Origin of the sequence: Arthrobacter mobilis (assembly GCF_012395835.1) — a bacterium.
GTDB lineage: Bacteria > Actinomycetota > Actinomycetes > Actinomycetales > Micrococcaceae > Crystallibacter > Crystallibacter mobilis.
In genome coordinates this window covers 148,251-170,678 of sequence record NZ_JAAZSQ010000005.1, presented here as the reverse complement: position 1 = coordinate 170,678, position 22,428 = coordinate 148,251, and the positions used below count along the sequence as shown (strand labels likewise).

The following is a 22,428-nucleotide window of genomic DNA, read 5'->3' as shown; positions in this document are numbered from 1 at the left end:
ATGTCCAAACGGATCAGCCTGAACGCCTTCGACATGACCTGCCCCACGCACCAGAGCCCCGGCCTGTGGCGGCACCCGGAGAACCGGGCGGATACCTACAACACGCTGGAGTACTGGACGGACCTGGCGCAGACCCTGGAGCGCGGCAAGTTCGACGCGCTGTTCCTGGCCGATGTCCTGGGCATCTACGACGTCTACCGGAACTCCTCGGCACCGGCGCTGGTGGACGGGGACCAGGTGCCGCTGAACGACCCGTTCTTCCAGATACCGGCCATGGCCGCCGTCACCAAGCACCTGGGCTTCGCGGTCACCGCCGCCCTGACCTACGAACAGCCCTATGCCCTGGCCCGGAAGTTCTCCACGCTGGACCACCTGACCCGCGGCCGCATCGGCTGGAACGTGGTGACCTCCTACCTGGACAGCGCCGCCCGGAACCTGGGCCTGAAGGAACAGATCAGCCACGATACGCGCTACGACATCGCGGACGAGTTCCTCGACGTCACCTACAAGCTGTGGGAAGGCTCGTGGGAAGACGGCGCGGTCATCAAGGACCGCGAGCGCGGCATCTACACGGACCCGGCCAAGGTGCACCCGATCAACCATTACGGACAGCACTTCCAGGTCCCCGGGATCCACCTGTCCGAGCCGTCCCCGCAGCGCACGCCGGTGATCTTCCAGGCCGGTGCGTCGCCCCGGGGCCGCGAGTTCTCGGCCCGGCACGGCGAGGGCGTGTTCATCAACGGCATCCGCCCGGACCTGACCCGGAAGGTGACCGACGATATCCGCGACCGCGCCGAGCGGGCGGGCCGGTCCCGGGACGCCGTGAAGATCTACTCGCTGATGACCGTCGTCGTCGCGGATTCGGATGCCGCCGCCGAGCGCAAGCACCGCGACTACCTCTCCTACGCCAGCGCCGAGGGCGCCTTCACCTTCTACGGCGGCTGGTCCGGGCTGGACCTGTCCGGCTACGCCCCGGACGCGCCGCTGAAGTACATCGACACGAACGCCGTGCGCTCGGCCCTGTCGATCTTCACGACGGCGGACCCCACCCGGGAGTGGACGCCGGCCGACATCGCACACTACCTGGGCATCGGCGGCATCGGCCCGGTGCTGGTGGGCAGCCCGGCCACCGTGGCGGACGAAATCGAGCGCTGGGTGGACGAGGCCGGCCTGGACGGGATCAACCTCGCCTATGCGGTGACCCCGGGCTCCTTCGAGGACTTCGTCGAACTGGTGGTGCCCGAACTGCAGCGGCGCGGCCGCGTCTGGCAGGACTACGAAGGCTCCACCCTGCGCGAATACCTCGACGGGCCGGGCAACCGCCGGGTCGACGACGCCCATCCGGCGGCCCGGTACCGCGGCGCCTACGCCGGCCTGCCCAGCGCTGCGGACACCCCCGCGGCTGCCGCTGCCGCACTCTGAACCTCCACCACCGAAACGATCAAGGAAACGCCATGAGCCTGACAACCACCGGCACCACCACCCGGGCGCCCCGCTCCCCCTGGACCGGCAGCGCCGGCCCCGACGAACTCGCCCGCTGGAAGGCCGCCGCGCAGGCGGCGGCGGACGAACTGGCCGCCGATGCCCTGGAGCGCGACCGGGCCAACCAGGACCCGTTCCGCGAGGTGGACCTGCTGCGCCGCCACGGCCTGGTCAACCTGCTGGTGCCCCGGGAGTTCGGCGGCGAAGGCGCCCACTGGGCGTCCGCCCTGCACGTGGTGCGCATCCTCGCCGCCGCGGACGGCTCCATCGCCCAGCTGGCGGCCTACCACTACATCAACCAGGGCACCATCGCGTTCTACGCGGCGCCGGAGCAGCAGGCGGACTGGTTCCGCCGCACCGCCGAGGGCCAGTGGCTCTGGGGCGACTCGGTCAACCCCGTGGACCCGACCCTGGAACTGACCCCGGACGGGGACGGGTACCGGCTGAACGGCCTCAAGCGCTTCTCCACCGGGTCCTCCGTGGGCGACGTCATCATCATCAACGCCGCCATCACCGGCGGGCCGGACGAGGGCAAGATCCTGGCCTTCGTGCTCGACCGCGGCCGCGAGGGGCTGGAACTGCTCGGCGACTGGGACCACCTGGGCCAGCGCCTGTCCGCGTCCGGCTCGGTCAGGTACACCAACGTCCGGGTCGATCCCACGGACATCCTGGGCGAGGTCGGCGAGGAGCCCTTCTCCACGCTGGTCACCCCGGGCATCCAGCTGGCCTTCGGCAACTTCTACCTCGGCGTCGCCCAGGGCGCCCTGGCCAAGGGCCGCGAGATCCTGCTCGGCCGCCGCAACGCCTGGATCCTCAGCAGCGCCGAGACCTACGCCCAGGACCCGGTCTTCCAGCGGACCGTCGGCGAGTTCGCCTCCCGGATTGCCGCCGTCGAGGCCCTGGCGGATGTGCTCAACCGCCGGTACGACGAGGCCATCGCCAAGGGCGCGGACTTCACCCTCGAAGACCGTGCCGAACTGGCCGTGCGCATCGCCGAACTGAAGGTGGTCTCCACCGAAGTCGGCGTGGAGGTCGCCAACCGGATCTTCGAGGTCACCGGTTCCAGCTCCACCAGCAACCAGGTGGGCCTGGACCTGTTCTGGCGCAATATCCGGACGCACTCGCTGCACGATCCGGTGGACTACAAGAAGATCGAGGTCGGCGCCAGCTACCTGCTCGGCGAAGTCCAGCCGATCACCCTGTACACCTAGGCACCGCCGTTGATGGTCAGGATGGTGCCGTTGGTGTAGCCCGAGCGCGGCGAGGCCAGGAACGCCACCGCGCCGGCAATCTCCCGCGCCAACGCCGCCCTGCCGTAGGGCAGGGCGGCGTCGTACTCCCGCCACCGTCCGGCGTCGCCGAACTCACGCTCGGCCCGGGCGCGGGACTTGTGCTCGCGCCGCGGCGTGGACACCGGTCCCGGGTTGATCCCGACGACGCGCATTCCGTCGCGGGCCGCCTCCTTGCCCAGGGCCCGGGTGAAGGCCATCAGGGCCGCGTTGCCGGTGGTGCCGGCAATGTAGTCCGGCGGGAAGGCCTCCCCGGCCGAGCCGATCACGTTCACGATCACCCCGGAGCGCGCCTTCAGCCCCGCATACAGCGAACGGGACAGGCTAATGTAGCCGAACACCTTCAGCTCCCAGGCCCGCTGCCACGTTTCGTTGTCGATCTCCTGCAGGCTGCCGGACGGAATGGCGCCGGCGTTGTTGACCAGCAGGTCGAGCTGCCCGGCCGCCGCGACCACCCGCTGCCGTCCGGCCTCCACGGACAGATCCGCCGCCACGGTCTCCACCGGCACGCCGTGCGCGGCGCGGATGGCGTGGGCCGCTTCCTCCAGCCGTTCGGCATTGCGGCTGGCCAGCAGCAGGCTGCAGCCTTCCTCGGCGAGGACGACGGCGGTCTCCCGCCCGATCCCCTGCGAGGCCCCGGTCACCAGGGCCTTTTTGCCGCGCAGCTGCAGGTCCATCCGGTGCTTTCCTTTCATCGAAAATCTCGTCCAAAACCGTCCCGACCGGTCACCGCGATCCTACGCGCCCGCAAGGAGTCGGCTACGGTCGAGGTGAACGCACTGACCTGTCGACCCGAAGGAACCCGAATGCCCGATCCTGCCCCGCGCAGCCCCTGGTCCGACGGCCTCGGCCTCGCCTCGGTCCGCTCGGCCCAGACGCTGCTGGTCCTGGCCCTGGCCTATGTACTGGTGTACGCCCTGACCCGGGTCACACTCATTGTGATCCCGGTGCTCATCGCGCTCATCCTGGCCGCCGCCATCGCCCCGCTGGTAACCCGGCTCAAGCGCCGCGGCTGGCCGGCAGCCGCTGCCACCGGAGTGTCCTTCTTCGGCATGCTGGCCGTGTTCGGCGGGGTCATCACCGGGATCGTCTTCGCCGTGCGCAGCGAATGGCCCACGCTGGTGGAGAAGGCCGGCGCCGGCTTCGACCAGCTGTACGCCTTCGTGAAGAACGGCCCGTTCCCGGTCAACGATGCGGCCATCCAGGACGCGCGCGACAAGGCCCTGGAGTTCCTCGGCAGCAGTGCGTTCACCTCCGGAGCGCTCACCGGCCTCGGCGCGGCCACCGAATTCGCCACCGGCTTCGTGCTCATGGCCGTGGTGCTGTTCTATTTCCTCAAGGACGGCGGCAGGATCTGGGCGTTCCTCCTGCGCGTCTTTCCCCGCGGACGCCGGGCCCAGGCGGACCTGGCCGGCATCCGGAGCCTGCAGGTGCTTGGCGGGTACGTCCGCGGCACCGCCGCCGTCGCCGGCATCGACGCTGTGGTCATCGGCGGGGCACTGCTGGTGATGCAGGTGCCGCTGGCCCTGCCGCTGGCGGTCGTGACCTTCATCGGCGGGTTCATCCCCATGGTCGGCGCCACGGCCGCCGGCGCCCTGGCCGTGCTGGTCGCCCTGGTCTCCAACGGGCCGGCCGCGGCCCTGATCGTCCTCGCCGTCGTCGTCGGCGTGAACCAGCTCGAAGGCAACTTCCTGCAGCCGGTGCTGATGGGCAATGCCCTGAAGGTCCACGGCCTGGTCATCCTGCTGGCCCTGACCGCCGGCACCATCCTGGCCGGCATCGTCGGCGCCGTCCTGGCCGTGCCGCTGGCCGCCGTCGCCTGGGCCATCATCAAGGTCTGGACCGGCGAGGACGCGGGCGAGCCGCAGCCCGAGCCGGAGGACGAGGCCGCCCCGGAGGAGCCCGCCGGGGAGCTCGAGCCCGTCCCGTGACCGCGGACGGGTGACGGGCAACCAAGCCAGGAGCTTAAGTCACCTTGGGCCGTTGCGACGCCCGCACGGGTTCGGCATTCCCGCCCTCAATACACATCGAGGGGTTCGCTCCCGCTTCCTCCACCGGCAGGATCTGCAGCCGTCAGGGCGCCGGGGCGGTGGGGGCAGCATCAGGGGTTATCTGCGTCCTGCCCTGTCCGGGATGTCCGAAGTCCGGGGTGCCGTCGCTGCGCCAGCAGAACGGCTGCGCGCGCAGCTGCCTGCTGTCCCAGCCGCCGCCGCTGACCGGGGAACAGTGGTAGATAATCCAGCTGACGCCGTCCGGGGTGTCGATGAACGAGGCATGGCCGGGCCCGTAGATGCGGTCGTCAACGTACTTGCTGAAGACCGGGTACGGGTGCTTCCGCCAGGCGCCGGGATCCATCGGGTCCGGCCCCGTCAGGTCCAGCCTGCCCAGGCAGTAGTCATCGGTGGCGCTGTGGCTGGCGGAGTAGACGATGAACATCCTCTCCTCCGTGGGGTGCCGCAGCGCCTGCGGGGCTTCGTTGATGTCCGGCCATGCCGGCATGCCCTGCTTTTCCCAGTCAAACGTCGGCGCGGAGATGCATACCGGGCTGCCCGCAAGCAGCCAGGGGCTCTCCATGCGGTCGATGAACAGCTTCTGGGTGGCATGTCCCTTGTCGCTGCCGGACCAGACAAAATACCACCGGCCCCGCCATTCAAACGGGGTGCCGTCAATGGCAAAACTGTCCCCCGTGTTCATCCGGCCCCGATAGAGGTAGGCGTCTTGCGGGTCCGGCCCTTGACCCTGCAGGACGTGGATCCGGTGGTCCTCTCCCGGGCCTTCGGCGTAGTAGATGTACCAGCACCCGTCTATCCGGTGCAGCTCCGGTGCCCATAGTTCACGCGCGGCATCGCCGTTCATCCAGACGATGACCGGGTTGTCTTTGATCCCGTGCAGCGTCCTGGACCTGTTGACCAGGATTATTGAATCGTTGTGCTCGTGGCAGTAGTAAAAGTTCCCCTGCCAGTAAATGACCCATGGATCTTCCCCGCGATCCAGCAGGAATGTCACCGGTGCTCACCGTCATTCATGTGCGATCAGGCTGTGGCGTCAGGAAAACCAGTACGCCTACCGCCAATATTATGCCGTTCACCGGGTCCGGGCCTGCCGGCTGCAGCACACCGGCGGGCACCTAGGCATGTTTTGGCCACCCCTTTACCGGCGCCCCGCCGGGGCCGAAGCCCGCTACTTGACCGGCAGCCGGCCCGGGCAGGTATGCGTTGTGGGCCGGGCCATCTCCTGATGGCTGAAGTTTGACGGATCCACACCCACCGTGCTGGCCTTGAAGGAATTTCCGGTTATGCCGGGAACCGTATGGCCCAAAAGGTGGGTTGGGACGGTTCGCCACGGTATTCCGGGAGAAGTCTCGTCGATCAAGGCGCACGGAAGCCCGGCGAGTCGTGGAATGGTCCGTGCCGCACAAACTGGGGACCTCGGTAGCCGATGAGCAATCTGCCTTTTGATCGCAGCACGATCGAGTTCGGGCGAAGCATATCGTTCTTCGACGTCATCTACGGGTTCGCCATCACCCTGCTCGTGACCAACATCGACCTCCCGCCCGCGGGTTCGTGGACAAGCCTCGCCGCGTTGTGGAACTCCCACTTCCCTGGCCAGCTTTTTGGATTCCTGCTCAGCTTCGTGGTCATCGCAATCTTCTGGCGCGTGAACTTCCGACTTATCGGATCGATGGCGCTGATGAGCCAGCGGCTCATCACCTGGAACCTCGTCGCAGCTTTCTTCATCATCCTGATCCCGTTCACCACCCAGGGAACCAGCGACCCCAGCACCGCCGACCTCCGGCTCCCGACCGCCCTCTACGCACTGAACATCGCCCTGGCGTCTCTGTCACAAACCGCGATCTACCTGAGCGCCAGGAAACACGGCCTCACCCGGGCCGAAGTGGATAAGGGAAAACGCGGCCTCGGCCAGCTCCTCCTCTTCCTGCCTGTGCCCGCCGTCTTCCTGGCTTCCATTCCCGTCACGCTCCTCGCCGGCGCGGTCCCCGGCCGGCTCGTATGGGCAACCCTGTTCATCATCAACCCCATCACCGGCAAATTCCTCACCACCGCCGGAACACCCACCGCTCGGTAGGCTGCAATCGCGTCGGAATGAATAACCCGGATCGCCAACAAGCAGTTGGACGAACCCAACCCCGGCCGTTAGCCGACGACGGCGGCCAGGCTTAGGCGTCGGATTCCAGGCTGACTGGGCTGCCCCAGACAGGCATCGACCATACGGCCTCCTCCCCCGGGCCAGGCCTGCTGCCAGCCGTGCCGGCCGACGTCCTGCGTCACGACGGGTGCGCCGGGATGATCGAAGAGCTCCCCCTATCCAAGGACCCAATCCGCGTATGGGCGCTCCGGACAATGGTGCCGGCCCGGACATCTCCAACGCCTGCCACGCCCCCTCCCCCGGGGTAAAGGCACGGTAGGCGGCGGCCTTGCCCACGAACCTGCGCGTTTGTGCCGAAGCCCGCGTTCCGCGCTGCCCGCGCCGGCACCCGGCCCCGCGCCGTCTTCGGCAGGGTCCGGGCTGCCTCAAACCGCCGTCAAACCGAACGAGGGGACCGTCAGGGCTGCGGCGGCCGGCAGCGGACCAGCGACAGGCTGCCGCCCACCTTTAGATTCCCGGCCGCAAACGGCACCGCTACCGTGTCGCCCTTGGCCAGGGGTGAGGCCGCAGAGTTTGCCGGTGTGAGCGTTCCGGCACCGTCAATGACCACAAGGATGCTGAATCCGGCGTCCAGCTCAGCGGCTGCGGAAATGTCCAGGCGTTCGGCCCGGAAGTACTCTTTGCTCAGGTCCGCCAGCGTTCCGGCACCGAGACCCTGCCTGATCACCAGCTGCCCGATTTCGTCCGCCGGCCAGCCGCGCAGGTCGGTGGCCTCCAGCGCGGTGGCGAACCCCAGTCCTAGGTGGCCCTGTGCCGCGCCGTCGATGGCGAAGCCCTTCCATTCGAGGAGGATCGAGAGGTCCTCCGGCTCCTGCACCTCGACGATGAACACCCCGGCCCCGATGGCATGCGGCAGCCCGGGCGGCACATAGACGCTGTCCCCCGGGACGACGTCGACCGTGTGCATCGCCTCGAGCATGGCGTCGACGTCCTGGCCGGCCACCCATGCGTCCAGTTCGGCGCGGTCCACGTCCCGGTTGAAGCCGAGGTGGACCGGTCCCCCGTCCAGGATGTACCAGGCCTCGGCCTTGCCGTGGCGGCGGTCCAGATGCGCGTGCGCGAACGGCTGGCCGGGATGGAGGTGGACCGGCAGCCGCTGGCCGGCGTCCAGCAGCTTGACCAGCAGCTTGGTGTCCGGCCCGTAGGCGGCGACGTGGTCCGGGCCCAGCCATGCCTCCGGGTCCGCGTTGACCACGTCAACGAACCGCCGGCCGTCCGGCAGGCGGCTCAAGCCCGTTTCCGCTTCGCCGAACAGCGTCGTCGTGGAGGCGATCCAGTCCTCCGGCACCCGGTCTCCGGGCGCAGCCTCGCCCCGCAACTCGCGGATCTTGGCGCCGCCTTGGTAGAAACGGTCCGGCGGCTGGTTGCTGCGCAGGTAGACGGGCTCGGCCATGGCATTCCTCCTGGTTCCTGACATAGCGATTCTGCCGTGCCCAACCCGGAAAAGCACGGGTTGCACGACGGCCGCTGCCCGCTCCCGTAGGAAACTAGCGCGCGGCGACCGCCAGGAAGCGGATCGGCAGCTTGATCAGCCGCAGCGGGCCGTGCGGGCCCTCCGCTTCGAAGACCAGGGAGTCGCCTGGTGAGAGTTCGTACTCGTAGGAGCCGTGCCCGTACACCATGCGGCCCTCGAGCATGTAGATGAATTCGGTGCCGGGGTGCTGGAACAGCGGAAAAACGTCGGAGGCGCTGGTCAGGGTGACCAGGCTGGGCTCGATGGCGTTTTCCCGCCGTTTGAGCGAGCCGAGCGACCGGTACTCGTGGCCGTGGCGGGTTCCGGTCCGGACGGTGACGCTGCCCTCACCTGCTTTGGTGAGCGTGGCCTCGCGCTCGGTGTCGGCGCCCTGGAAGAGGGAGGTGACGGGCACGTTGAGTCCCTGGGCAAGGCGCTGCAGCGTAGTGAGCGAGCAGGACGTGCTGGCCGATTCGATCTTGGAGATCATGGCCTTGGACAGCCCCGTGCGGGAGGCGAGTTCGGCGGCCGGGATTCCGGCCTCGCCCCGGTAGCGCTTCACCTGCGCGGCGATGACCGCTTCGAGCGAGCCGGGGGCTTCCGCCGGGCCCTCCTCGGCGCGCGGCAGACCCCCGGCTTCCTCGCTTGTCATGGTTCGAGTATAGGCAGGGACCAAAGGGCCGCCCTGGAGTATCCCCGGCCTCATTCCCACCCGGCGAGCCCCTCCAGCACGTCAGCCAGGGCGAGCGCGCCGGCCTCGGCGTCGTCGTCCTCCACGTGCTCTTCGGGCGAGTGGGACACCCCGGTGGGATTGCGCACGAACAGCATCGCCGTCGGCAGGCCCGCCGCCAGCACGCCGGCGTCGTGGCCCGCACCGGTGTCGAGCACCGGGGCCGCCGGCAGCAGCTCCCCGATCCGGGACCGCAGCGCCGGATCGAAGTGGACGGTGGGGCTCAGCGATTCCTCGCACAGCCGCACCGTGCAGCCTTCGGCTGCGGCGGCGCGGATGGCCTCCGCATGGATGCGTTCGACGACGGCGGCGGTCACCGCGTCGTCGGGGTGGCGGACGTCGAGCCACAGGTTGACCGAGGACGCGATCACGTTGGTTCCGCCCGGTACCGGCACCATCCGTCCCACCGTTGCCCGGGCCCCGGGATGCCGGAGGGCTGCGTCCCGGACCACATGGACAATGGACGCCGCGGCGAGAACCGGGTCCCGCCGGTCCTCCATGAGCGTGGTGCCGGCGTGGTTCCCCTGGCCGGTCACCGTCAGCCGCCAGCGGCCGTGGCCGAGGATGGACGAACCGGCGGCGACGGGCCGGTCCAGGTCAATCAACCCCCGGCCCTGTTCCACATGGAGCTCGACGAACGCACCGATGCGGGCCAGGGCCTCCGGGTCCGGGCCCACGAAGCGCGGGTCCAGACCCGCGGCGGCGGCGACATCGGCGAAGGTGTTGCCGTCCGGGTCGCGCAGGCTCCTGGCCCTGTCCGGGTCGATGGCACCGGTAAGCAGGCGCGAGCCCAGGCACGCGACGCCGAAGCGGGACCCTTCCTCCTCGGGAAAGACCGCCAGGGCGATCGGCCGGCGCGGGGTACGGCCGCGGTGCCGGAGGTGGTCGACGGCAGCGAGCGCCGAAGCAACCCCGAGCGGCCCGTCGAAGGCCCCGCCTCCTGGCACCGAATCCAGGTGGCTGCCGGTGACGACGGCATCCTGCCGGGCTCCGTGGCCTGCGTCCCACCAGGCCCACAGCACGCCGTTGCGGTCGGTTTCCGTGTCCAGGCTGCGTTGCCGGGCCTGGTCAAGGAACCACTCACGCAGCTCCTGCTCGGCCGTCGAATACACCGGGCGGCTGTAACCGCCGCGGGCAGCGTCCCGGCCGGTGTCCGCTATTTGGGCCATCAGTCCGGCAACGGTACCGGACGCCGCCGTCGTCCGTGTTTGCGCGTCAGTGGTCATGCCGGCTTCCCGCCCGCTGCCACCAGCGAGGGGCGGAACCGGTCCGGCACGCCCGCGGATCCCGTGGCGAGGTCGGCGGCGAGGCTGCCGAGCAGCGGTGCGAACTTGGCGCCGTGGCCGCTGCAGGGTGAGAGGACGGTGACGCCGTCGGCGGTATCGATGACAAAATCCTCGTTGGGAGTGTTGGTGAACAGGCAGGTGGTTTCCGCGTAGGGTTCCGGGACGAGGCCGGGAATGTACCGTTTGACGTACTCGACAATCCGGGCGCGGTGAGCGGGATCGATGAGTCCGTCCTGGGCGGAAGCGTCGGGAATGGCCTTGCCGCCGTTGAATTCGGCCAGTTTCTGCCCCCTGAAGTCCGCGTCCCGGCCGCCCGGCAGCCCGTAGGTCTGGATGCCCGGCCGTTTGTGGATGAACGTGGGCCAGAACTTTCCGGGCCCGGGCTGCTCGCGGTAGGGGAAATGGAAGGCCGTCTCCTGCATTACCGTGAAGGCCGGCAGCGCGGCCAGGAACGCCGGGGGCAGGTCGAGGCCGCCCAGGAGCCGGGGCAGCCAGCCGCCGGCGGCCACCACGAGGCGCCCGGCTTCGAGCTGCTCCCCGCGCCGGTTGGTGAGCAGGTAGCCGGTGCCGGTGCGCCGGGCACCGGCGAGCTCCCAGTCCTCGTAGAGGCGTGCCCCGTGTCCGGCGGCGGCCCGCAGCATAGTGTGCACCGTTTCGCGGGCGTCGAGGACCCCTGCGCCCTGGTGCCAGAGCACCTCCGTGTCGAACGCGAACTGGGGCCAGCGGCCGCGGGCTTCCTCCGCGGACAGCAGCTGGTGCCCGATGCCAAGGCGTTCCAGTCCGCCGGCGAGCTCGCGCGGCCTGCGGTCCTGGCCGTAGTCCACGCAGCCGGTGGGGGTGATGAGGGGCTGCCCGGCGAGCCGGGCCAGCTCCTCCCACCCGGCCAGCGACTCCTTGACCAGTGCCGAGTACCCGGCCTCCGCGTAGGCGTAGCGGAAGATGCGGGCCGAGCCATGGGAGCTGCCGGCGTCGTTGGCCGGCACGGACCGCTCGACGACGGCGACCTGATGGCCGCGCGTGGCCAGCTGCCAGGCGGTGGCGGCGCCGGCCAGGCCGGCGCCGACCACCACATAGTCGAAGGCGTCCGCAGGCATCAGCAGCCGGCCCCGCCGGTGCCGGGGATCCAGGAGGTGCCGGCCAGCGGCACGCGGGCCATGGCCGCGGACTCGACGGTCAGCGCCACCAGGTCCTCCGGCTCCAGGTTGCGCAGGTGGGCCTTGCCGCAGGCCCGGGCGATGGTCTGGGCCTCCATCGTGAGCACGCGCAGGTAGTTGGCGATCCGGCGTCCGCCCGCCACCGGGTCCAGCCGCTTGGCCAGTTCCGGGTCCTGGGTGGAGATGCCGGCCGGGTCCCGGCCGTCCTGGAAGTCGTCGTAGAAGCCGGCGGCGGAACCGAGCCGGGCATACTCGTCCGCATAGCGCGGGCTGTTGTCGCCCAGGGCGATCAGCGCCGCGGTGCCGATGGCCACGGCGTCGGCCCCCAGGGCCATGGCCTTGGCGACGTCGGCACCGGTACGGATGCCGCCGGAGACGATCAGCTGCACCTTGCGGTGCATGCCCAGCTCCTGCAGGGCCTGCACGGCCTGCGGGATGGCGGCCAGCGTGGGGATGCCGACGTTTTCGATGAACACCTGCTGGGTGGCGGCGGTGCCGCCCTGCATGCCGTCGACCACCACGACGTCGGCGCCGGCCTTCACCGCCAGCGCGGTGTCGTAGTACGGGCGGGAGGCACCGATCTTGACGTAAATCGGCTTTTCCCAGTCGGTGATCTCGCGCAGTTCGGCAATCTTGATTTCCAGGTCGTCCGGGCCGGTCCAGTCCGGGTGGCGGCAGGCCGAACGCTGGTCAATGCCCACCGGCAGGGTGCGCATGCCGGCCACCCGCTCGGTGATCTTCTGGCCCAGCAGCATCCCGCCGCCGCCGGGCTTGGCGCCCTGGCCGAGCACCACCTCGATGGCGTCGGCCTTGCGCAGGTCGTCCGGGTTCATCCCGTAGCGCGAGGGCAGGTACTGGTAGACCAGGTGCCTGGACTGGCCGCGCTCCTCCGGCGTCATGCCGCCGTCGCCGGTGGTGGTGGAGGTGCCCACCTCGCTGGCGCCGCGGCCCAGGGCCTCCTTGGCGTTGGCGGACAGCGCGCCGAAGCTCATGCCGGCGATGGTCACGACCGTATCCAGGTGCAGCGGCCTGGAGGCGTAGCGGTCCCCGAGCACGACGTCGGTGCCGCACTTCTCGCGGTAGCCCTCCAGCGGGTAGCGCGACATCGAGGCCCCGAGGAAGAGCAGGTCGTCGAAGTGCGGGACGTGCCGCTTGGCACCCCAGCCGCGGATGTCGTAAATGCCGGTTTCGGCGGCGCGCTGGATGTCGGCGATGGTGGCCCGGTCGAAGGTGGCGGATTCGCGCAGTCCAAGCGCAGCGAGGGAAGGGGCTGCGAGGGAGCACGCGGAGGCTGCCGGGGACTGGTCGGGGACGGTCAGGGTCATGGCGGCCTCCTAGTAGGCGCTGGAGTTGTCGACGTGGAAGTTGTAGAGGGTGCGGGCGGAGCCGTAGCGGGTGAAGCCGGCCGGGTCGTCGTCGCGGCCGGCGGCGTGGAGGAGCCCGCGGAGCTCGAGCAGGTGCTCGGGCCGCATCTCCTTGGCGATGCAGTCCGCGCCGAGCGAGGCCACCGTGCCCTTGACATAGATGCGGGCCTCATAGATCGAGTCGCCCAGAGCCTCACCGGCGTCACCGCAGACCACCAGCCGCCCGGCCTGGGCCATGAACGCGGACATGTGGCCGATGCTGCCGCCGACCACAATGTCCACCCCCTTCATGGAGATGCCGCAGCGGGCGGAGGCATTGCCGTCGATAACCAGCAGCCCTCCGTGCGCGGTGGCACCGGCCGACTGGGAGGCGTCCCCGGTCACGTGCACGGTGCCGGACATCATGTTCTCGGCGACGCCGACGCCGGCGTTGCCGAGGATGGTGACGCGGCCGCCCTGGTTCATGCCGGCGGCGTAGTAACCGGCATGCCCGTTGATTTCGACGTCGATCCCGGCGTTGATGCCAACGGCGAGGCTGTGCTTGCCTCCGGGGTTGTCGACCGTAAAGGACTGGCCGTCGGAGGCCTGGTGGATTGCCCTGTTCAGGGTGCGGACGTCGTCGATCTTGAGGTCGAAGACCTCTGTCTCCGCCCCGGCAGAAACGGGAATGCTGTCAACAGTCGTAGTCATCTCAAATCCTTCGGAAAGTAGGGAGTAGCGCCAGCAAGCAATGGTCAAAGTGACCAGCTATAGACCCTGCCCGGCTCGGGCTCGAAAATGCGGGCGTTCCCAATCCCGGGCAGTTCGGCCAGGGCACGGAACTCGGAAGCCATGGCCACCCAGTCCTCCGTCTCGGCGATGATGGCCGGCTTGCAGGCGATCGGGTCGCGCACCACCGCCATGCTGTCCGCGGTGGTGACCACGAGCGTGTAGAAGCCGTCCAGGACCTGGCCCAGGTTCACCAGGGCGGTCTCGAGGTCGTCGCCCTGTTCCAGCCGGTGGGCGATGTACCGGGCCCCTACCTCGGTGTCGTTCTCGGAGTCGAACTCGACGCCCAGCCGCTTCAGCTCGCGGCGGACCGAGGCGTGGTTGGAGAAGGAGCCGTTGTGCACCAGGCAGAGGTCGTCGGCCACGGAGAAGGGGTGGGAGCCGCCGGCGGTCACGGCCGATTCGGTGGCCATGCGGGTGTGGCTCACCGCCTGCGTGCCGTACATCCCGCCCAGGCCGTGCCGCTCGGCGACCTCCATCGGATGGCCCACGCTCTTCATTACGGTGACGCGCCCGCCCCGGCCGGCGATGACGGCGCCCGGGCAGGCCCGGGCCACGGCGCCGGCCAACTCCCCCGCGGGCACCTCGGCGGAGACCAGCGTGGTGTCGCCGACGACCTTGACCTGGGACTCCACCCCCTCCGGCAGCAGTCCGGCCAGGAACGCGTCGATGTCCGCCGGACGGAGGCCCAGGTCCCCGCCGAGCAGGCTGAGGGTGGATTGGCCCTCGGTGACCAGGGCCGGGTTGTCGTAGACGGCCAGGCCGGCGGAGTCCGGCCCGCGGTCGACGATCTCGCAGAGCATGGTGGAGAGCAGGGAGCCCATCTTCGGGCGCAGTTCCGGATTGCGCAGCTGCAGGGCGGCGATTCCGCACATGGCGTGGTTCCTCTTCTGTGGTTCTGTGGTTCTGGCGGGACGGTTTTTGCCGGCGGGTCAGACGGCGGTGAGGTAGCGGTGCACTTCCCAGTCGCTGACCTGGTTGTGCCATTGAAGGAATTCCTCCTCCTTGGCGGCCGCGTAGTAGCGGCCCACCTCCTCGGAGCCGCTCAGCGCGGAGAGCATGACCGGGTCCTCGCGGAGGGCCTGCACGGCATGCAGCAGGGTGGCCGGCAGCGTGTGGGCCTCGGGCCGGCGCTCGCCGGGCCCGCACGGGGCCCCCGGGTCCAGCTTCCGCTCGATCCCGTCGAGTCCGGCGGCGATCGCTGCGGCAAGGGCAAGGTACGGGTTGGCCGAGCCGTCGCCGGAGCGCAGCTCGATGCGGTGGGTGTCCGGCACGCGGATCATGTGGGTCCGGTCGTTCCCGCCGTAGGAGGCCTTGTTCGTGGACCAGGTGGCGCCGGACTCGGTGGTGGTGGCCCCGGTGCGCTTGTACGAGTTCACCGTCGGAGCCAGGAAGGCCTGCAGGGCCGGGGCGTGCGCGAGCAACCCGGCCACGAAGCCGTAGGCCGTGCCGGAGAAGCCGAGTCCGTGCCGGTCGTCCCCGGCTTCGGGGAACAGCTCCTGCCCGCCGTCGTTCCAGAGCGAGAGATGGAAGTGCAGGCCGTTGCCGGTGCGGTTGGTGAACGGCTTGGGCATGAACGTGGCGACCATGCCGCGCTGCCCGGCCAGGACGTTGAGCAGGTAGCGGAGCGTGACCACGCGGTCCGCGGTCACCAGGGCGTCGTCGTAGTCGAAGTTCTGCTCGAACTGGCCCGCCCCGTCCTCGTGGTCGTTCGCATAGTTGCCCCAGCCCAGGGCGTTCATCGCCTCGGAGACCTCGGTCAGGTGCTCGTACATGCGGGTCACGCCCCGTGCGTCGTAGCAGGGGTGCGGGCCGTCGTCCTTCGCATCCGCGGTGCTGAGGGACCCGTCCTCGCCCATGGTGACGAGGTAGTACTCCACCTCGGCGCCGGCCTTCGCCGTCATGCCCTTCCCGGCCAGCCGGGCCAGAGCGTTCTTCAGGATCACCCGCGGGGCAAAGGGCCAGGGCTTGCCGTCCACGTAGGGGTCGCAGTGGACCAGGGCAAGGCCCGGGCGGACGGCATCGAGCGGGGTGAAGCTGGCCGCATCGGGGACGGCGCACAGGTCCCCGTCCTGCGGCTTCTGCCCCATCAGGCCTGCCGCGTAGCCGGCAAAGCCCAGCTTCCCTGCCTCGAGTTCCGCCAGTGCGGAGACCGGCACCAGCTTCGCGCAGGGCTTGCCGTTCATGTCCACGAAGGTGGCCAGGATGAACTTGGTGCCGTGGGCGGCAGCCAGCTCCGCCAACGGGGACGGGGACGCGTCCGGGAAGCCGGTGAGGCCTGCCGAAGGCTCTGAAACGAGTGCTGTCATCGTTCGTCCAATCTTTCCAGCTGAGTTCCCTGTCAGGAAACTATGTTGAATCGAAGTTACCGATGATGTGTTTCCGGACCGCGCCGTCCACGTAAAAGCCATGTTTCGCCGCCACCCGGCACGAGCAACCTGCATTTAACCGGGCCGAAACCCGTTTTTGTTGACTAGCAGTGATTCTTGTTTCTTGAGACTTACCTACCGCCACCTGCGATTGGAGCTTCCATGGACACTGGACATACCGCGTGGATCCTGACTGCTGCCGCCTTGGTCTGCATCATGATCCCGGCCCTGGCCCTCTTCTACGGAGGCATGGTCGGCTCGCGCCGGATCCTGAACATGATGATGATGTGTTTTGGCGGCGTCAGCGTCGTCGCGGTCCTCTGGGCTGTGTTTGGCTACTCCGCGGTCTTCGGCAACTCCGTCGGCGGACTCGGCCTGGTCGGTGACGTGACGCAGTACCTCGGCCTGGGCGAACTGCTGGCCGAAGACCCGGACGCCGCACTGCCGCCGGCCCTCTTCGCCGCCTTCCAACTCTTCTTCGCCGGCATCACCACGGCGATCATCGCCGGCGCCGCCGCGGGCCGGATGAAGTTCGGCGCGTGGATGCTCTTCGCCGGCCTCTGGTCGACGCTCGTGTACCTCCCGGTGGCGCACTGGGTCTTCGCCCTGTCCTCCGCGGACGGCAGCGTGACCGGGGGCTGGATCCTCAATGGCCTCAAGGCCATCGATTTCGCCGGCGGCACCGCCGTCCACATCAACGCCGGAGTCGCGGCCCTCGCCCTCTCCCTGGTCCTGGGCCGCAGTGCCGGCTGGCCGAAGAGCGAGCACGTCCGCCCCCATTCCCGCCCCCTGGTCCTCGTCGGGGCGGGCCTGCTGTGGACCGGCTGGTTCGGCTTCAACGCCGGCTCGGCGCTGGCCGCCGGCAACTCCGCCGCCGTCGTCTTCCTCAACACCGCCGTCGCCGGCGCCGCAGCCCTGCTGGGCTGGATCGCCGTCGAACGCCTCCGCCTCGGCCGTGCCAGCAGCATCGGCGCCGCCTCCGGCCTCGTCGCCGGCCTGGTCGCCATCACCCCGGCGTGCGGCGCAGTCAGCCCGCTGGGCGCCATCGCCATCGGCGCCATCGCCGGCGCGGTCTGCTCGCTGGCCATCGAGTGGAAGTACCGGCTCGGCTTCGACGACTCGCTCGACGTCGTCGGCGTCCACCTCGTCGGGGGCATCATCGGCACCGTGCTGATCGGACTCTTCGCCACGGATGCGGCACCGAACGCGGCCAACGGGCTCTTCTACGGCGGCGGCCCGGCGCTGCTCGGCACCCAGGCCCTGGCCACCGCGGCCGTCCTGGTGTACTCCTTCGCCGTCACCTGGATCACCGCGAAGATCGTCCAGCTCACGGTCGGCCTGCGCATCAACCCCGAAGACGAGCTGCGCGGCATCGACATCGCGGCCCATGCCGAGGAGGCCTATCTGACTGATGAAGCACCGGTGCAGCTGGGCTCGCCGTCGCGCACCTAGACCACGCCCGGACCAGGGGGCGAGCCTGCCGCCGGCGGGCCCGCCCCCCTGCGCATTCACTATTCTTGAGGCCCATGACAGCCCTACCCGCCGGCCCGATCATCCGCTTCGCCGACCTCAGCCCCTCCCCCTGGCTCAACGGCGGGGGACGGACGGTCGAACTCGCTTCCGGCGCCAGTGGAGCCGCAGCCGGCCAGGCGCCCGGGGACGGCGGCTGGGACTGGCGGCTCAGCCTGGCCGACGTCGACCGGCCAGCGCCGTTCTCCCACCTTCCCGGCATCCGCCGCATCCTGACCGTCGTCGACGGCGGTCCGCTGGACCTCACCGTTGGCGGCGTGCGGCACCGCGTTGAACGGCACCGGCCGTTCGCGTTCGACGGCGGAGCCCGGACCGTGCCGGGCCTTCCCGCCGGCCCGGTCAGGAACCTCAACCTGATGCTCAGGCCGGCCTCGGCCCAAGGCTCGGTGGCCATCATCCCGCTCACGGAATCCCGGCCCGTTGGGCTGCGCGGATTCCAGCTGGCCGTGCTTCTCGACGGCGGCGCCGCCGCGGCCGGCCACCAGCTGGCGCAGTTCGACACCGTCATCGGCGGCCCGGGCGTCGAAACCGTCACCGGGCGCGGGCAGCTGGCACTGATCGACGTCGCTTAGCGCCCGGCCGGCGGCCGCGCCCGCATGCTGGGCTGGCCGCCGCGCCTGTTCCCCCTTACGGTCCGGGCGGTCCCGGAGTAGGGTGCGCCCAAGAGCTGGCAGCTGCAGGGAGGAGAAGGACCGTGGCCGATCCGTTGATCGTCACCCGGAGGTTCAAGGCACCCCGTGAACGTGTCTGGGCGGCCTGGACCCGGCCGGAGGACTTCGCTGCCTGGTTTGGGACCGAGGCGGTCGAGGTGCCGCCGGCCACGGTCTCGCTGGATGTGCGGACCGGCGGTGCGTGGAGCGCGGAGATGCACCTGCCGGACGGCGATACCGTCCACTGGTTCGGCGAGTACACCGAGGTCGACCCGCCGCACCGGCTGGCCTTCACCATGAACGACGACCCCGCAGCGCCGCCGTACCCCGAGCCCGTCGTCGTCGAGTTCAGGGAGATGGACGGCGGCACCGAAATGAGGCTGACCCAGCCCCGCGGAGACTTCAGCGACGAGGAAATGGAGGAGATGCGGGCCAGCTACCAGGGCTTTTTCGACACCATGGAGAAGCTGCTCGCCTCCCGGGGCGCGGACGGCGGGGCTTAGGGCGCGGCTTCGCGCTCGATGTCCGCCCCCTGGACAGGCCGGTGCTGGATGACGAAGCGGCGGCCACCGGACGCAGGATCCGGTGGCCGCCGCCTCGGTTCACGCCGTCAGGCAGTCCGGCTAGTCGCGCACCAAGGTTCCGCAGCGGCTGACTTCGAACCCTGCGGCGCCTGGGGGAATTTCCACCACGGTCCGGGCGGACCCGAAGTAGTTCTCCTCGAGGTCCCCTAGGTCACCGGTGAAGTCGTTGAGGATCGCCCAGTAGCAGGAATCGCCCGAGCCCCTGCCGATGTACGTGCCGGGCTGGATGTCGACCCCGACGCGGTAGGTGCCGTCCCTGGTGATCCGGGACGCGTTCGCGCCGGAACTGGAAACGGTCTTCCAGGAGCCGCACCGATTGGTCTCGAAGCCCCTGTCCCCGGGGAGGATGCGCACGTAGGTACTCCCGGAGGCCAGGTGGTTGCTGTTGATATCCTCGAACGAACCGGAGAAGCCGCTCAGCCGGGCCCAGTAGCAGAGGTCTCCGCCGGTGGACTTGTAGAGGCCGGGCTTGATGTCGGAGCCGACCCGGTAGGTGCCGTCGCGGCTGATGACGGTGCGCGGGGGCCGCGGGATCGAGACGGCGGCGCTGGCAACAGTCCTGGTGCCGTAGTTGGCACGCTTGACGGTCACCTTGGCAGTAATCTTCTTGCCGACGTCGGCGGAGGTCAGCCGGTAGCTGGACCGGGTGGCTCCGGCGATCCTCTTGGTGCCGCGGTACCAGCTGTAGCTGTAGGAGGAGGGCCTCACCGAGTAGCTGCCCCTGCTCACCGTCAGGGTGGAACCGGCCTTCTTCGTGCCGGAGATGCTCGGAGCCGATTTCACGGAGAGGACCGCCTTGCCCACCTTCGCGGACTTGGCGCTGTCCCGGTAGGCGGCATAGCCGGGCTTGGTGACCGTGGCCTTGACGGTGAGGTAGTTGCCGACGTCCTGGGAGGCCAGCTTGTAGCTGGACTTGGTCGCGCCCTTGATCCTGCTGGAGCCGCGGTACCACTGGTAGGTGGCCTTGGCCCCGGAGGGCCATCCGGTGCTGACCTTGAGCGTGGAGCCGTACCGGGCACTCCCGGTGACCTTCATGGACCGGGACGGCCTGATGGTGCCTGCAGCAATCTTCGTGGCAGCCGAAGTCTGGGTGACCGGGGTATACCCGGTCCTGGAGGCCGTCACCGTGACCGAGATGGGTTGGCCACGGTCGGCCGAAACGGGCGAGTAGGTGGACTTGGTCGCCCCGGCAATGCTGACGCCGTCCCGCAGCCACCGGTAGCTGAACGTGGCGCCGTCTGGGGACCAGGTGCCGGGCCTGGCGGTCAGTTTGCCGTCCACGACGGCGGTGCCGGAAATAGTCGGCACAGGCGTTGCGGTGAACGTTCCGTGTGCAACGGTGCCTCCGGAGAGGTTGAATTCCAGGACCTCATCCTCAGCCGTGACGACCACGACGTAGGCGCTGAGTGTCTTGCCCACAGCGCTGGCCGGAATTTGGTACTCGTGGCTCATGCCATCGACGAGCATGCCGTCTGCCTGCAGGACACCGTCCAGGAGCCAGTCGACAGTGATCCGGGATTCCCCGCCGAAGCGTCCAAGGCCGATGGCTACTGTCGACTCCGCCGCGATGGTTCCCGTGATCGCCGGATCGCCGGCGGCTTCAAGTGCAGTAACGGTGACCGGGGCTACCGGCACTGTGGCACTGGCTGCCGGGGCGGTGACGAGTCCCGCCAGCAGGACCGAGGCAGTGATTACGGACAGGCAGGCTTTTCGCCAGCCCGGATGTTCTTTCATGTCCCCCAACATTTCTGCCGTCTCCGGCTCGTATTATTCAGCCAGGCCTGCCGCAGCGCGGACAGGAACCTGCAGTTATAGATGCAATGATAAACGTTTCACCATGCCGCAGTGGGATGGATTCGTCCGGCAGCAGATTCCCTCCCGCGAAGGGCTGAGGCGGCCTCCGGGCTTGACCGGCCAGGCGCCGAGGCTACCCTTTAGAAGAAAGCTTCCACCGCTTTCGGAGACAGGAATAGTCATGGAAACCTTGGCTACTTTTTACGCTGCTGCCACTCCACGGACGGGCACCGAGGACGTCTTCGAAAAGTGCATTCGTCAGCTGGCGGACCGGGAGACTGTTGACGGGGTCCGGTTCTCGATCCTCGAGGTCACCCCGGTCAGTGCGGCCCTGCGCGGCGAAATGCCGCTGGCAGAGTGCCCGGAGTGCCCCGAGGCCCTGGCGACCTACCTGGAGGACCAGCTCGTTTCCAGGGAGGGGATCTACCTGAATCTGGACGTGAATATCGCCTGAACGCACCGTCGCCGGGGACGGGGTATGGCCCGTTCACCACATTCCGTGCCAGACCTTGCTGCGATGCCGATGACAGTGCTTCTGTTCCCGCACCTGTCGGATGCGGCCCTCACGCCGGTTTCGGAACGACCCCCTGTGCTGCGGCCGGATCCGTGGCGGTCTGTCCTCCTGCGTCACCGGCATACCGGCCCGTGGGAGGTGCCGGGTAAAGGCATCCGGCTTCTGCCTGCTTTGCCGCAGCGTACTCCCGGCACCGGTCGGGAAATGACCCGCTGGCAGCGGGTTCAGGCAGCGAGTCCAGGCCCTCCGGCTTCGTGTACTGCCAGCCGGTGCCCAGGTCCTGCAGGGACCGGTGTTTGATGTCGTAGTATCCGGGCACAACCCCGATGGCGGTGCCGGCCGCTCCCGCCGCAGCAGCGGCAAGGTGCAGGTGGAAGCGCGAGGTGTACCATTCCTGTCCGGCGCGGACCGGCAGCCCGGCGGCCCAGAGGTCCTGGAAAGGGACCAAGCCGGCTTCGGGAATGAGTCCGTCGAGGGCCTCGAACATCTGGCGGTCCGCTCCCGGCAGTGCTTCCACGTACCCGACCGACTTTCCGTCGTCGAGGCATTCCCTGAGCCGCGTTCCCAGCAGGTGCACTGCCCGCGAAAAGGTTGCCGGACCGGTCAGGTCCTTCTGGAAGCAGACCATGACGTCCCAGGCCCTGTCCGAGGCGGGGCGGAACGGCGGCAGGTCCGTCCCGATACCCAGGAACAGGTCGTCCAGTCCCTCCGGCAGGCCGAAGGTCTGCGCGCTGGGCAGGTCCCGGCAGGACACATGGTCAAAGGTCCGGAAAGCCTGCGCCAACCGTGGAACGTTGTCGCAGGCCGGCAGCAGCCCCAGGCCGGTGCCGTACAGCCGCGCCCCGGAAATTTGCCGCGCCGCTGCCATCCCGGCCACCAGGCCGACCCGCCGTGGCCAGACGGCGTTGACGTACCCGCCGCCGAGCAGGTGGATGGACGTGGCACCGGCCAGCCGCTCAGGTGCGGCACTGCTCCCCGGCCGGCCGCCGGCAAGGACCAGCGTTTCGACCTGGTCCCAGACGCCGGCAGGATCCCTGCGCTGACTGTCCCTGCAGGCCTGCCAGAGGGTGTCGGTAACCAGCAGATGCGGGTGCAGGTTCCGGAAGAGGTCCCGGGCAAGGCCGGGGTTGGGGCAGTCCAGCAGGACCTCGGCTTCCGGACGGGCACCGGCCAGGAACCGCAGCCAGCCGGCGGCGATCGCTTCGTCACCGAAATTGGGGACGCCAGCTGCCGAAACCAGATAGACCAGTTCCCTCATTCACACAGGCTAATCCCGGCACCTCAAAAGCCTGCG

Annotated in this window: 20 protein-coding genes; 8 read left to right on the top strand and 12 right to left on the bottom strand. The window is 69.2% G+C overall.

Annotated elements, in window-relative coordinates; all coding sequences use genetic code 11:
• Together HGG74_RS07880 and HGG74_RS07875 are read left to right on the top strand one after the other, a co-directional pair.
• Complete coding sequence (locus HGG74_RS07880) at nucleotides 1-1,422, top strand: LLM class flavin-dependent oxidoreductase (protein WP_168485798.1); 1,422 nt, start codon at nucleotides 1-3, stop codon at nucleotides 1,420-1,422.
• A 32-nt stretch (nucleotides 1,423-1,454) separates the two neighbouring features.
• Nucleotides 1,455-2,693 (top strand): acyl-CoA dehydrogenase family protein, encoded by a 1,239-nt coding sequence (locus tag HGG74_RS07875; RefSeq protein WP_168485797.1) that lies wholly within the window; start codon nucleotides 1,455-1,457, stop codon nucleotides 2,691-2,693.
• Here the strand turns inward: HGG74_RS07875 and HGG74_RS07870 are convergent.
• Nucleotides 2,690-3,448: a short-chain dehydrogenase/reductase gene (locus HGG74_RS07870; RefSeq protein WP_168485796.1), complete on the bottom strand. Its 759-nt coding sequence runs from the start codon at nucleotides 3,446-3,448 to the stop codon at nucleotides 2,690-2,692. The two genes, HGG74_RS07875 and HGG74_RS07870, sit on opposite strands and share 4 nt — an antisense overlap.
• Before the next feature lie 129 nt (nucleotides 3,449-3,577).
• On the opposite strand from HGG74_RS07870, the gene HGG74_RS07865 reads away from it, so the two are divergent.
• Complete coding sequence (locus HGG74_RS07865; protein ID WP_168485795.1) at nucleotides 3,578-4,702, top strand: AI-2E family transporter; 1,125 nt, start codon at nucleotides 3,578-3,580, stop codon at nucleotides 4,700-4,702.
• 142 nt (nucleotides 4,703-4,844) lie between these two features.
• Here HGG74_RS07865 and HGG74_RS07860 read toward each other — a convergent pair whose 3' ends face one another.
• Nucleotides 4,845-5,777, bottom strand: a complete 933-nt coding sequence (locus tag HGG74_RS07860) for a glycoside hydrolase family 43 protein (RefSeq protein WP_168485794.1) — start codon at nucleotides 5,775-5,777, stop codon at nucleotides 4,845-4,847.
• 432 nt (nucleotides 5,778-6,209) lie between these two features.
• On the opposite strand from HGG74_RS07860, the gene HGG74_RS07855 reads away from it, so the two are divergent.
• Nucleotides 6,210-6,857, top strand: coding sequence for a TMEM175 family protein (locus HGG74_RS07855; protein WP_168485793.1), 648 nt, complete (start codon nucleotides 6,210-6,212; stop codon nucleotides 6,855-6,857).
• A gap of 478 nt (nucleotides 6,858-7,335) precedes the next feature.
• On the opposite strand, the gene HGG74_RS07850 is transcribed toward HGG74_RS07855, so the two are convergent.
• The 8 genes from HGG74_RS07850 to glnT form a co-directional block, all read right to left on the bottom strand.
• Nucleotides 7,336-8,331, bottom strand: coding sequence for a class I mannose-6-phosphate isomerase (locus HGG74_RS07850; RefSeq protein ID WP_168485792.1), 996 nt, complete (start codon nucleotides 8,329-8,331; stop codon nucleotides 7,336-7,338).
• A 94-nt stretch (nucleotides 8,332-8,425) separates the two neighbouring features.
• Nucleotides 8,426-9,043 carry a helix-turn-helix domain-containing protein gene (locus tag HGG74_RS07845; RefSeq protein WP_168485791.1) on the bottom strand — a complete coding sequence of 206 codons (618 nt, stop codon included), beginning with the start codon at nucleotides 9,041-9,043 and terminating at the stop codon, nucleotides 8,426-8,428.
• Nucleotides 9,044-9,093: 50 nt separating this feature from the next.
• Nucleotides 9,094-10,347, bottom strand: coding sequence for an allantoate amidohydrolase (locus HGG74_RS07840; RefSeq protein ID WP_168485790.1), 1,254 nt, complete (start codon nucleotides 10,345-10,347; stop codon nucleotides 9,094-9,096).
• Nucleotides 10,344-11,501 carry an FAD-dependent oxidoreductase gene (locus HGG74_RS07835; RefSeq protein ID WP_168485789.1) on the bottom strand — a complete coding sequence of 386 codons (1,158 nt, stop codon included), beginning with the start codon at nucleotides 11,499-11,501 and terminating at the stop codon, nucleotides 10,344-10,346. The genes HGG74_RS07840 and HGG74_RS07835 overlap by 4 nt, the downstream gene beginning before the upstream one ends.
• Nucleotides 11,501-12,886 carry an FMN-binding glutamate synthase family protein gene (locus HGG74_RS07830; protein ID WP_205761562.1) on the bottom strand — a complete coding sequence of 462 codons (1,386 nt, stop codon included), beginning with the start codon at nucleotides 12,884-12,886 and terminating at the stop codon, nucleotides 11,501-11,503. Before HGG74_RS07830 ends, HGG74_RS07835 begins: the two co-directional genes overlap by 1 nt.
• A 9-nt stretch (nucleotides 12,887-12,895) precedes the next feature.
• Complete coding sequence (locus HGG74_RS07825) at nucleotides 12,896-13,615, bottom strand: GltB/FmdC/FwdC-like GXGXG domain-containing protein (protein ID WP_168485788.1); 720 nt, start codon at nucleotides 13,613-13,615, stop codon at nucleotides 12,896-12,898.
• Nucleotides 13,616-13,659: 44 nt separating this feature from the next.
• Nucleotides 13,660-14,568 carry a class II glutamine amidotransferase domain-containing protein gene (locus HGG74_RS07820; protein ID WP_168485787.1) on the bottom strand — a complete coding sequence of 303 codons (909 nt, stop codon included), beginning with the start codon at nucleotides 14,566-14,568 and terminating at the stop codon, nucleotides 13,660-13,662.
• A gap of 57 nt (nucleotides 14,569-14,625) precedes the next feature.
• Nucleotides 14,626-16,002: a type III glutamate--ammonia ligase gene (glnT, locus tag HGG74_RS07815; protein WP_168485786.1), complete on the bottom strand. Its 1,377-nt coding sequence runs from the start codon at nucleotides 16,000-16,002 to the stop codon at nucleotides 14,626-14,628.
• Nucleotides 16,003-16,224: 222 nt separating this feature from the next.
• On the opposite strand from glnT, the gene HGG74_RS07810 reads away from it, so the two are divergent.
• The 3 genes from HGG74_RS07810 to HGG74_RS07800 all read left to right on the top strand — a co-directional run bounded on the left by HGG74_RS07810 (nucleotide 16,225) and on the right by HGG74_RS07800 (nucleotide 18,745).
• Nucleotides 16,225-17,514, top strand: coding sequence for an ammonium transporter (locus tag HGG74_RS07810; protein WP_168485785.1), 1,290 nt, complete (start codon nucleotides 16,225-16,227; stop codon nucleotides 17,512-17,514).
• A 74-nt stretch (nucleotides 17,515-17,588) separates the two neighbouring features.
• The gene (locus HGG74_RS07805; RefSeq protein ID WP_168485784.1) at nucleotides 17,589-18,164 is read left to right on the top strand and encodes a HutD/Ves family protein; all 576 of its coding nucleotides are present in this window, start codon (nucleotides 17,589-17,591) and stop codon (nucleotides 18,162-18,164) included.
• 122 nt (nucleotides 18,165-18,286) lie between these two features.
• Nucleotides 18,287-18,745, top strand: a complete 459-nt coding sequence (locus HGG74_RS07800) for an SRPBCC family protein (protein ID WP_168485783.1) — start codon at nucleotides 18,287-18,289, stop codon at nucleotides 18,743-18,745.
• Between the two features lie 120 nt (nucleotides 18,746-18,865).
• Here HGG74_RS07800 and HGG74_RS07795 read toward each other — a convergent pair whose 3' ends face one another.
• Nucleotides 18,866-20,560, bottom strand: a complete 1,695-nt coding sequence (locus HGG74_RS07795; protein WP_168485782.1) for an Rv1352/Rv1906c domain-containing protein — start codon at nucleotides 20,558-20,560, stop codon at nucleotides 18,866-18,868.
• Nucleotides 20,561-20,801: 241 nt separating this feature from the next.
• Between HGG74_RS07795 and HGG74_RS07790 the strand changes: the two genes are divergently transcribed.
• The gene (locus HGG74_RS07790) at nucleotides 20,802-21,074 is read left to right on the top strand and encodes a hypothetical protein (RefSeq protein ID WP_168485781.1); all 273 of its coding nucleotides are present in this window, start codon (nucleotides 20,802-20,804) and stop codon (nucleotides 21,072-21,074) included.
• Between the two features lie 109 nt (nucleotides 21,075-21,183).
• Here HGG74_RS07790 and HGG74_RS07785 read toward each other — a convergent pair whose 3' ends face one another.
• Nucleotides 21,184-22,392, bottom strand: coding sequence for a polysaccharide pyruvyl transferase family protein (locus tag HGG74_RS07785; RefSeq protein ID WP_168485780.1), 1,209 nt, complete (start codon nucleotides 22,390-22,392; stop codon nucleotides 21,184-21,186).
• Nucleotides 22,393-22,428: the final 36 nt, after the last annotated feature.

Bases quoted from the DNA above. Each gene is read 5' to 3' on its own strand.
- HGG74_RS07880 (WP_168485798.1), top strand. From the start codon at position 1: ATGTCCAAACGGATCAGCCTGAACGCCTTCGACATGACCTGCCCCACG.
- HGG74_RS07875 (WP_168485797.1), top strand. From the start codon at position 1,455: ATGAGCCTGACAACCACCGGCACCACCACCCGGGCGCCCCGCTCCCCC.
- HGG74_RS07870 (WP_168485796.1), bottom strand. From the start codon at position 3,448: ATGGACCTGCAGCTGCGCGGCAAAAAGGCCCTGGTGACCGGGGCCTCG.
- HGG74_RS07865 (WP_168485795.1), top strand. From the start codon at position 3,578: ATGCCCGATCCTGCCCCGCGCAGCCCCTGGTCCGACGGCCTCGGCCTC.
- HGG74_RS07855 (WP_168485793.1), top strand. From the start codon at position 6,210: ATGAGCAATCTGCCTTTTGATCGCAGCACGATCGAGTTCGGGCGAAGC.
- HGG74_RS07850 (WP_168485792.1), bottom strand. From the start codon at position 8,331: ATGGCCGAGCCCGTCTACCTGCGCAGCAACCAGCCGCCGGACCGTTTC.
- HGG74_RS07845 (WP_168485791.1), bottom strand. From the start codon at position 9,043: ATGACAAGCGAGGAAGCCGGGGGTCTGCCGCGCGCCGAGGAGGGCCCG.
- HGG74_RS07840 (WP_168485790.1), bottom strand. From the start codon at position 10,347: ATGACCACTGACGCGCAAACACGGACGACGGCGGCGTCCGGTACCGTT.
- HGG74_RS07835 (WP_168485789.1), bottom strand. From the start codon at position 11,501: ATGCCTGCGGACGCCTTCGACTATGTGGTGGTCGGCGCCGGCCTGGCC.
- HGG74_RS07830 (WP_205761562.1), bottom strand. From the start codon at position 12,886: ATGACCCTGACCGTCCCCGACCAGTCCCCGGCAGCCTCCGCGTGCTCC.
- HGG74_RS07825 (WP_168485788.1), bottom strand. From the start codon at position 13,615: ATGACTACGACTGTTGACAGCATTCCCGTTTCTGCCGGGGCGGAGACA.
- HGG74_RS07820 (WP_168485787.1), bottom strand. From the start codon at position 14,568: ATGTGCGGAATCGCCGCCCTGCAGCTGCGCAATCCGGAACTGCGCCCG.
- glnT (WP_168485786.1), bottom strand. From the start codon at position 16,002: ATGACAGCACTCGTTTCAGAGCCTTCGGCAGGCCTCACCGGCTTCCCG.
- HGG74_RS07810 (WP_168485785.1), top strand. From the start codon at position 16,225: ATGGACACTGGACATACCGCGTGGATCCTGACTGCTGCCGCCTTGGTC.
- HGG74_RS07805 (WP_168485784.1), top strand. From the start codon at position 17,589: ATGACAGCCCTACCCGCCGGCCCGATCATCCGCTTCGCCGACCTCAGC.
- HGG74_RS07795 (WP_168485782.1), bottom strand. From the start codon at position 20,560: ATGAAAGAACATCCGGGCTGGCGAAAAGCCTGCCTGTCCGTAATCACT.
- HGG74_RS07790 (WP_168485781.1), top strand. From the start codon at position 20,802: ATGGAAACCTTGGCTACTTTTTACGCTGCTGCCACTCCACGGACGGGC.
- HGG74_RS07785 (WP_168485780.1), bottom strand. From the start codon at position 22,392: ATGAGGGAACTGGTCTATCTGGTTTCGGCAGCTGGCGTCCCCAATTTC.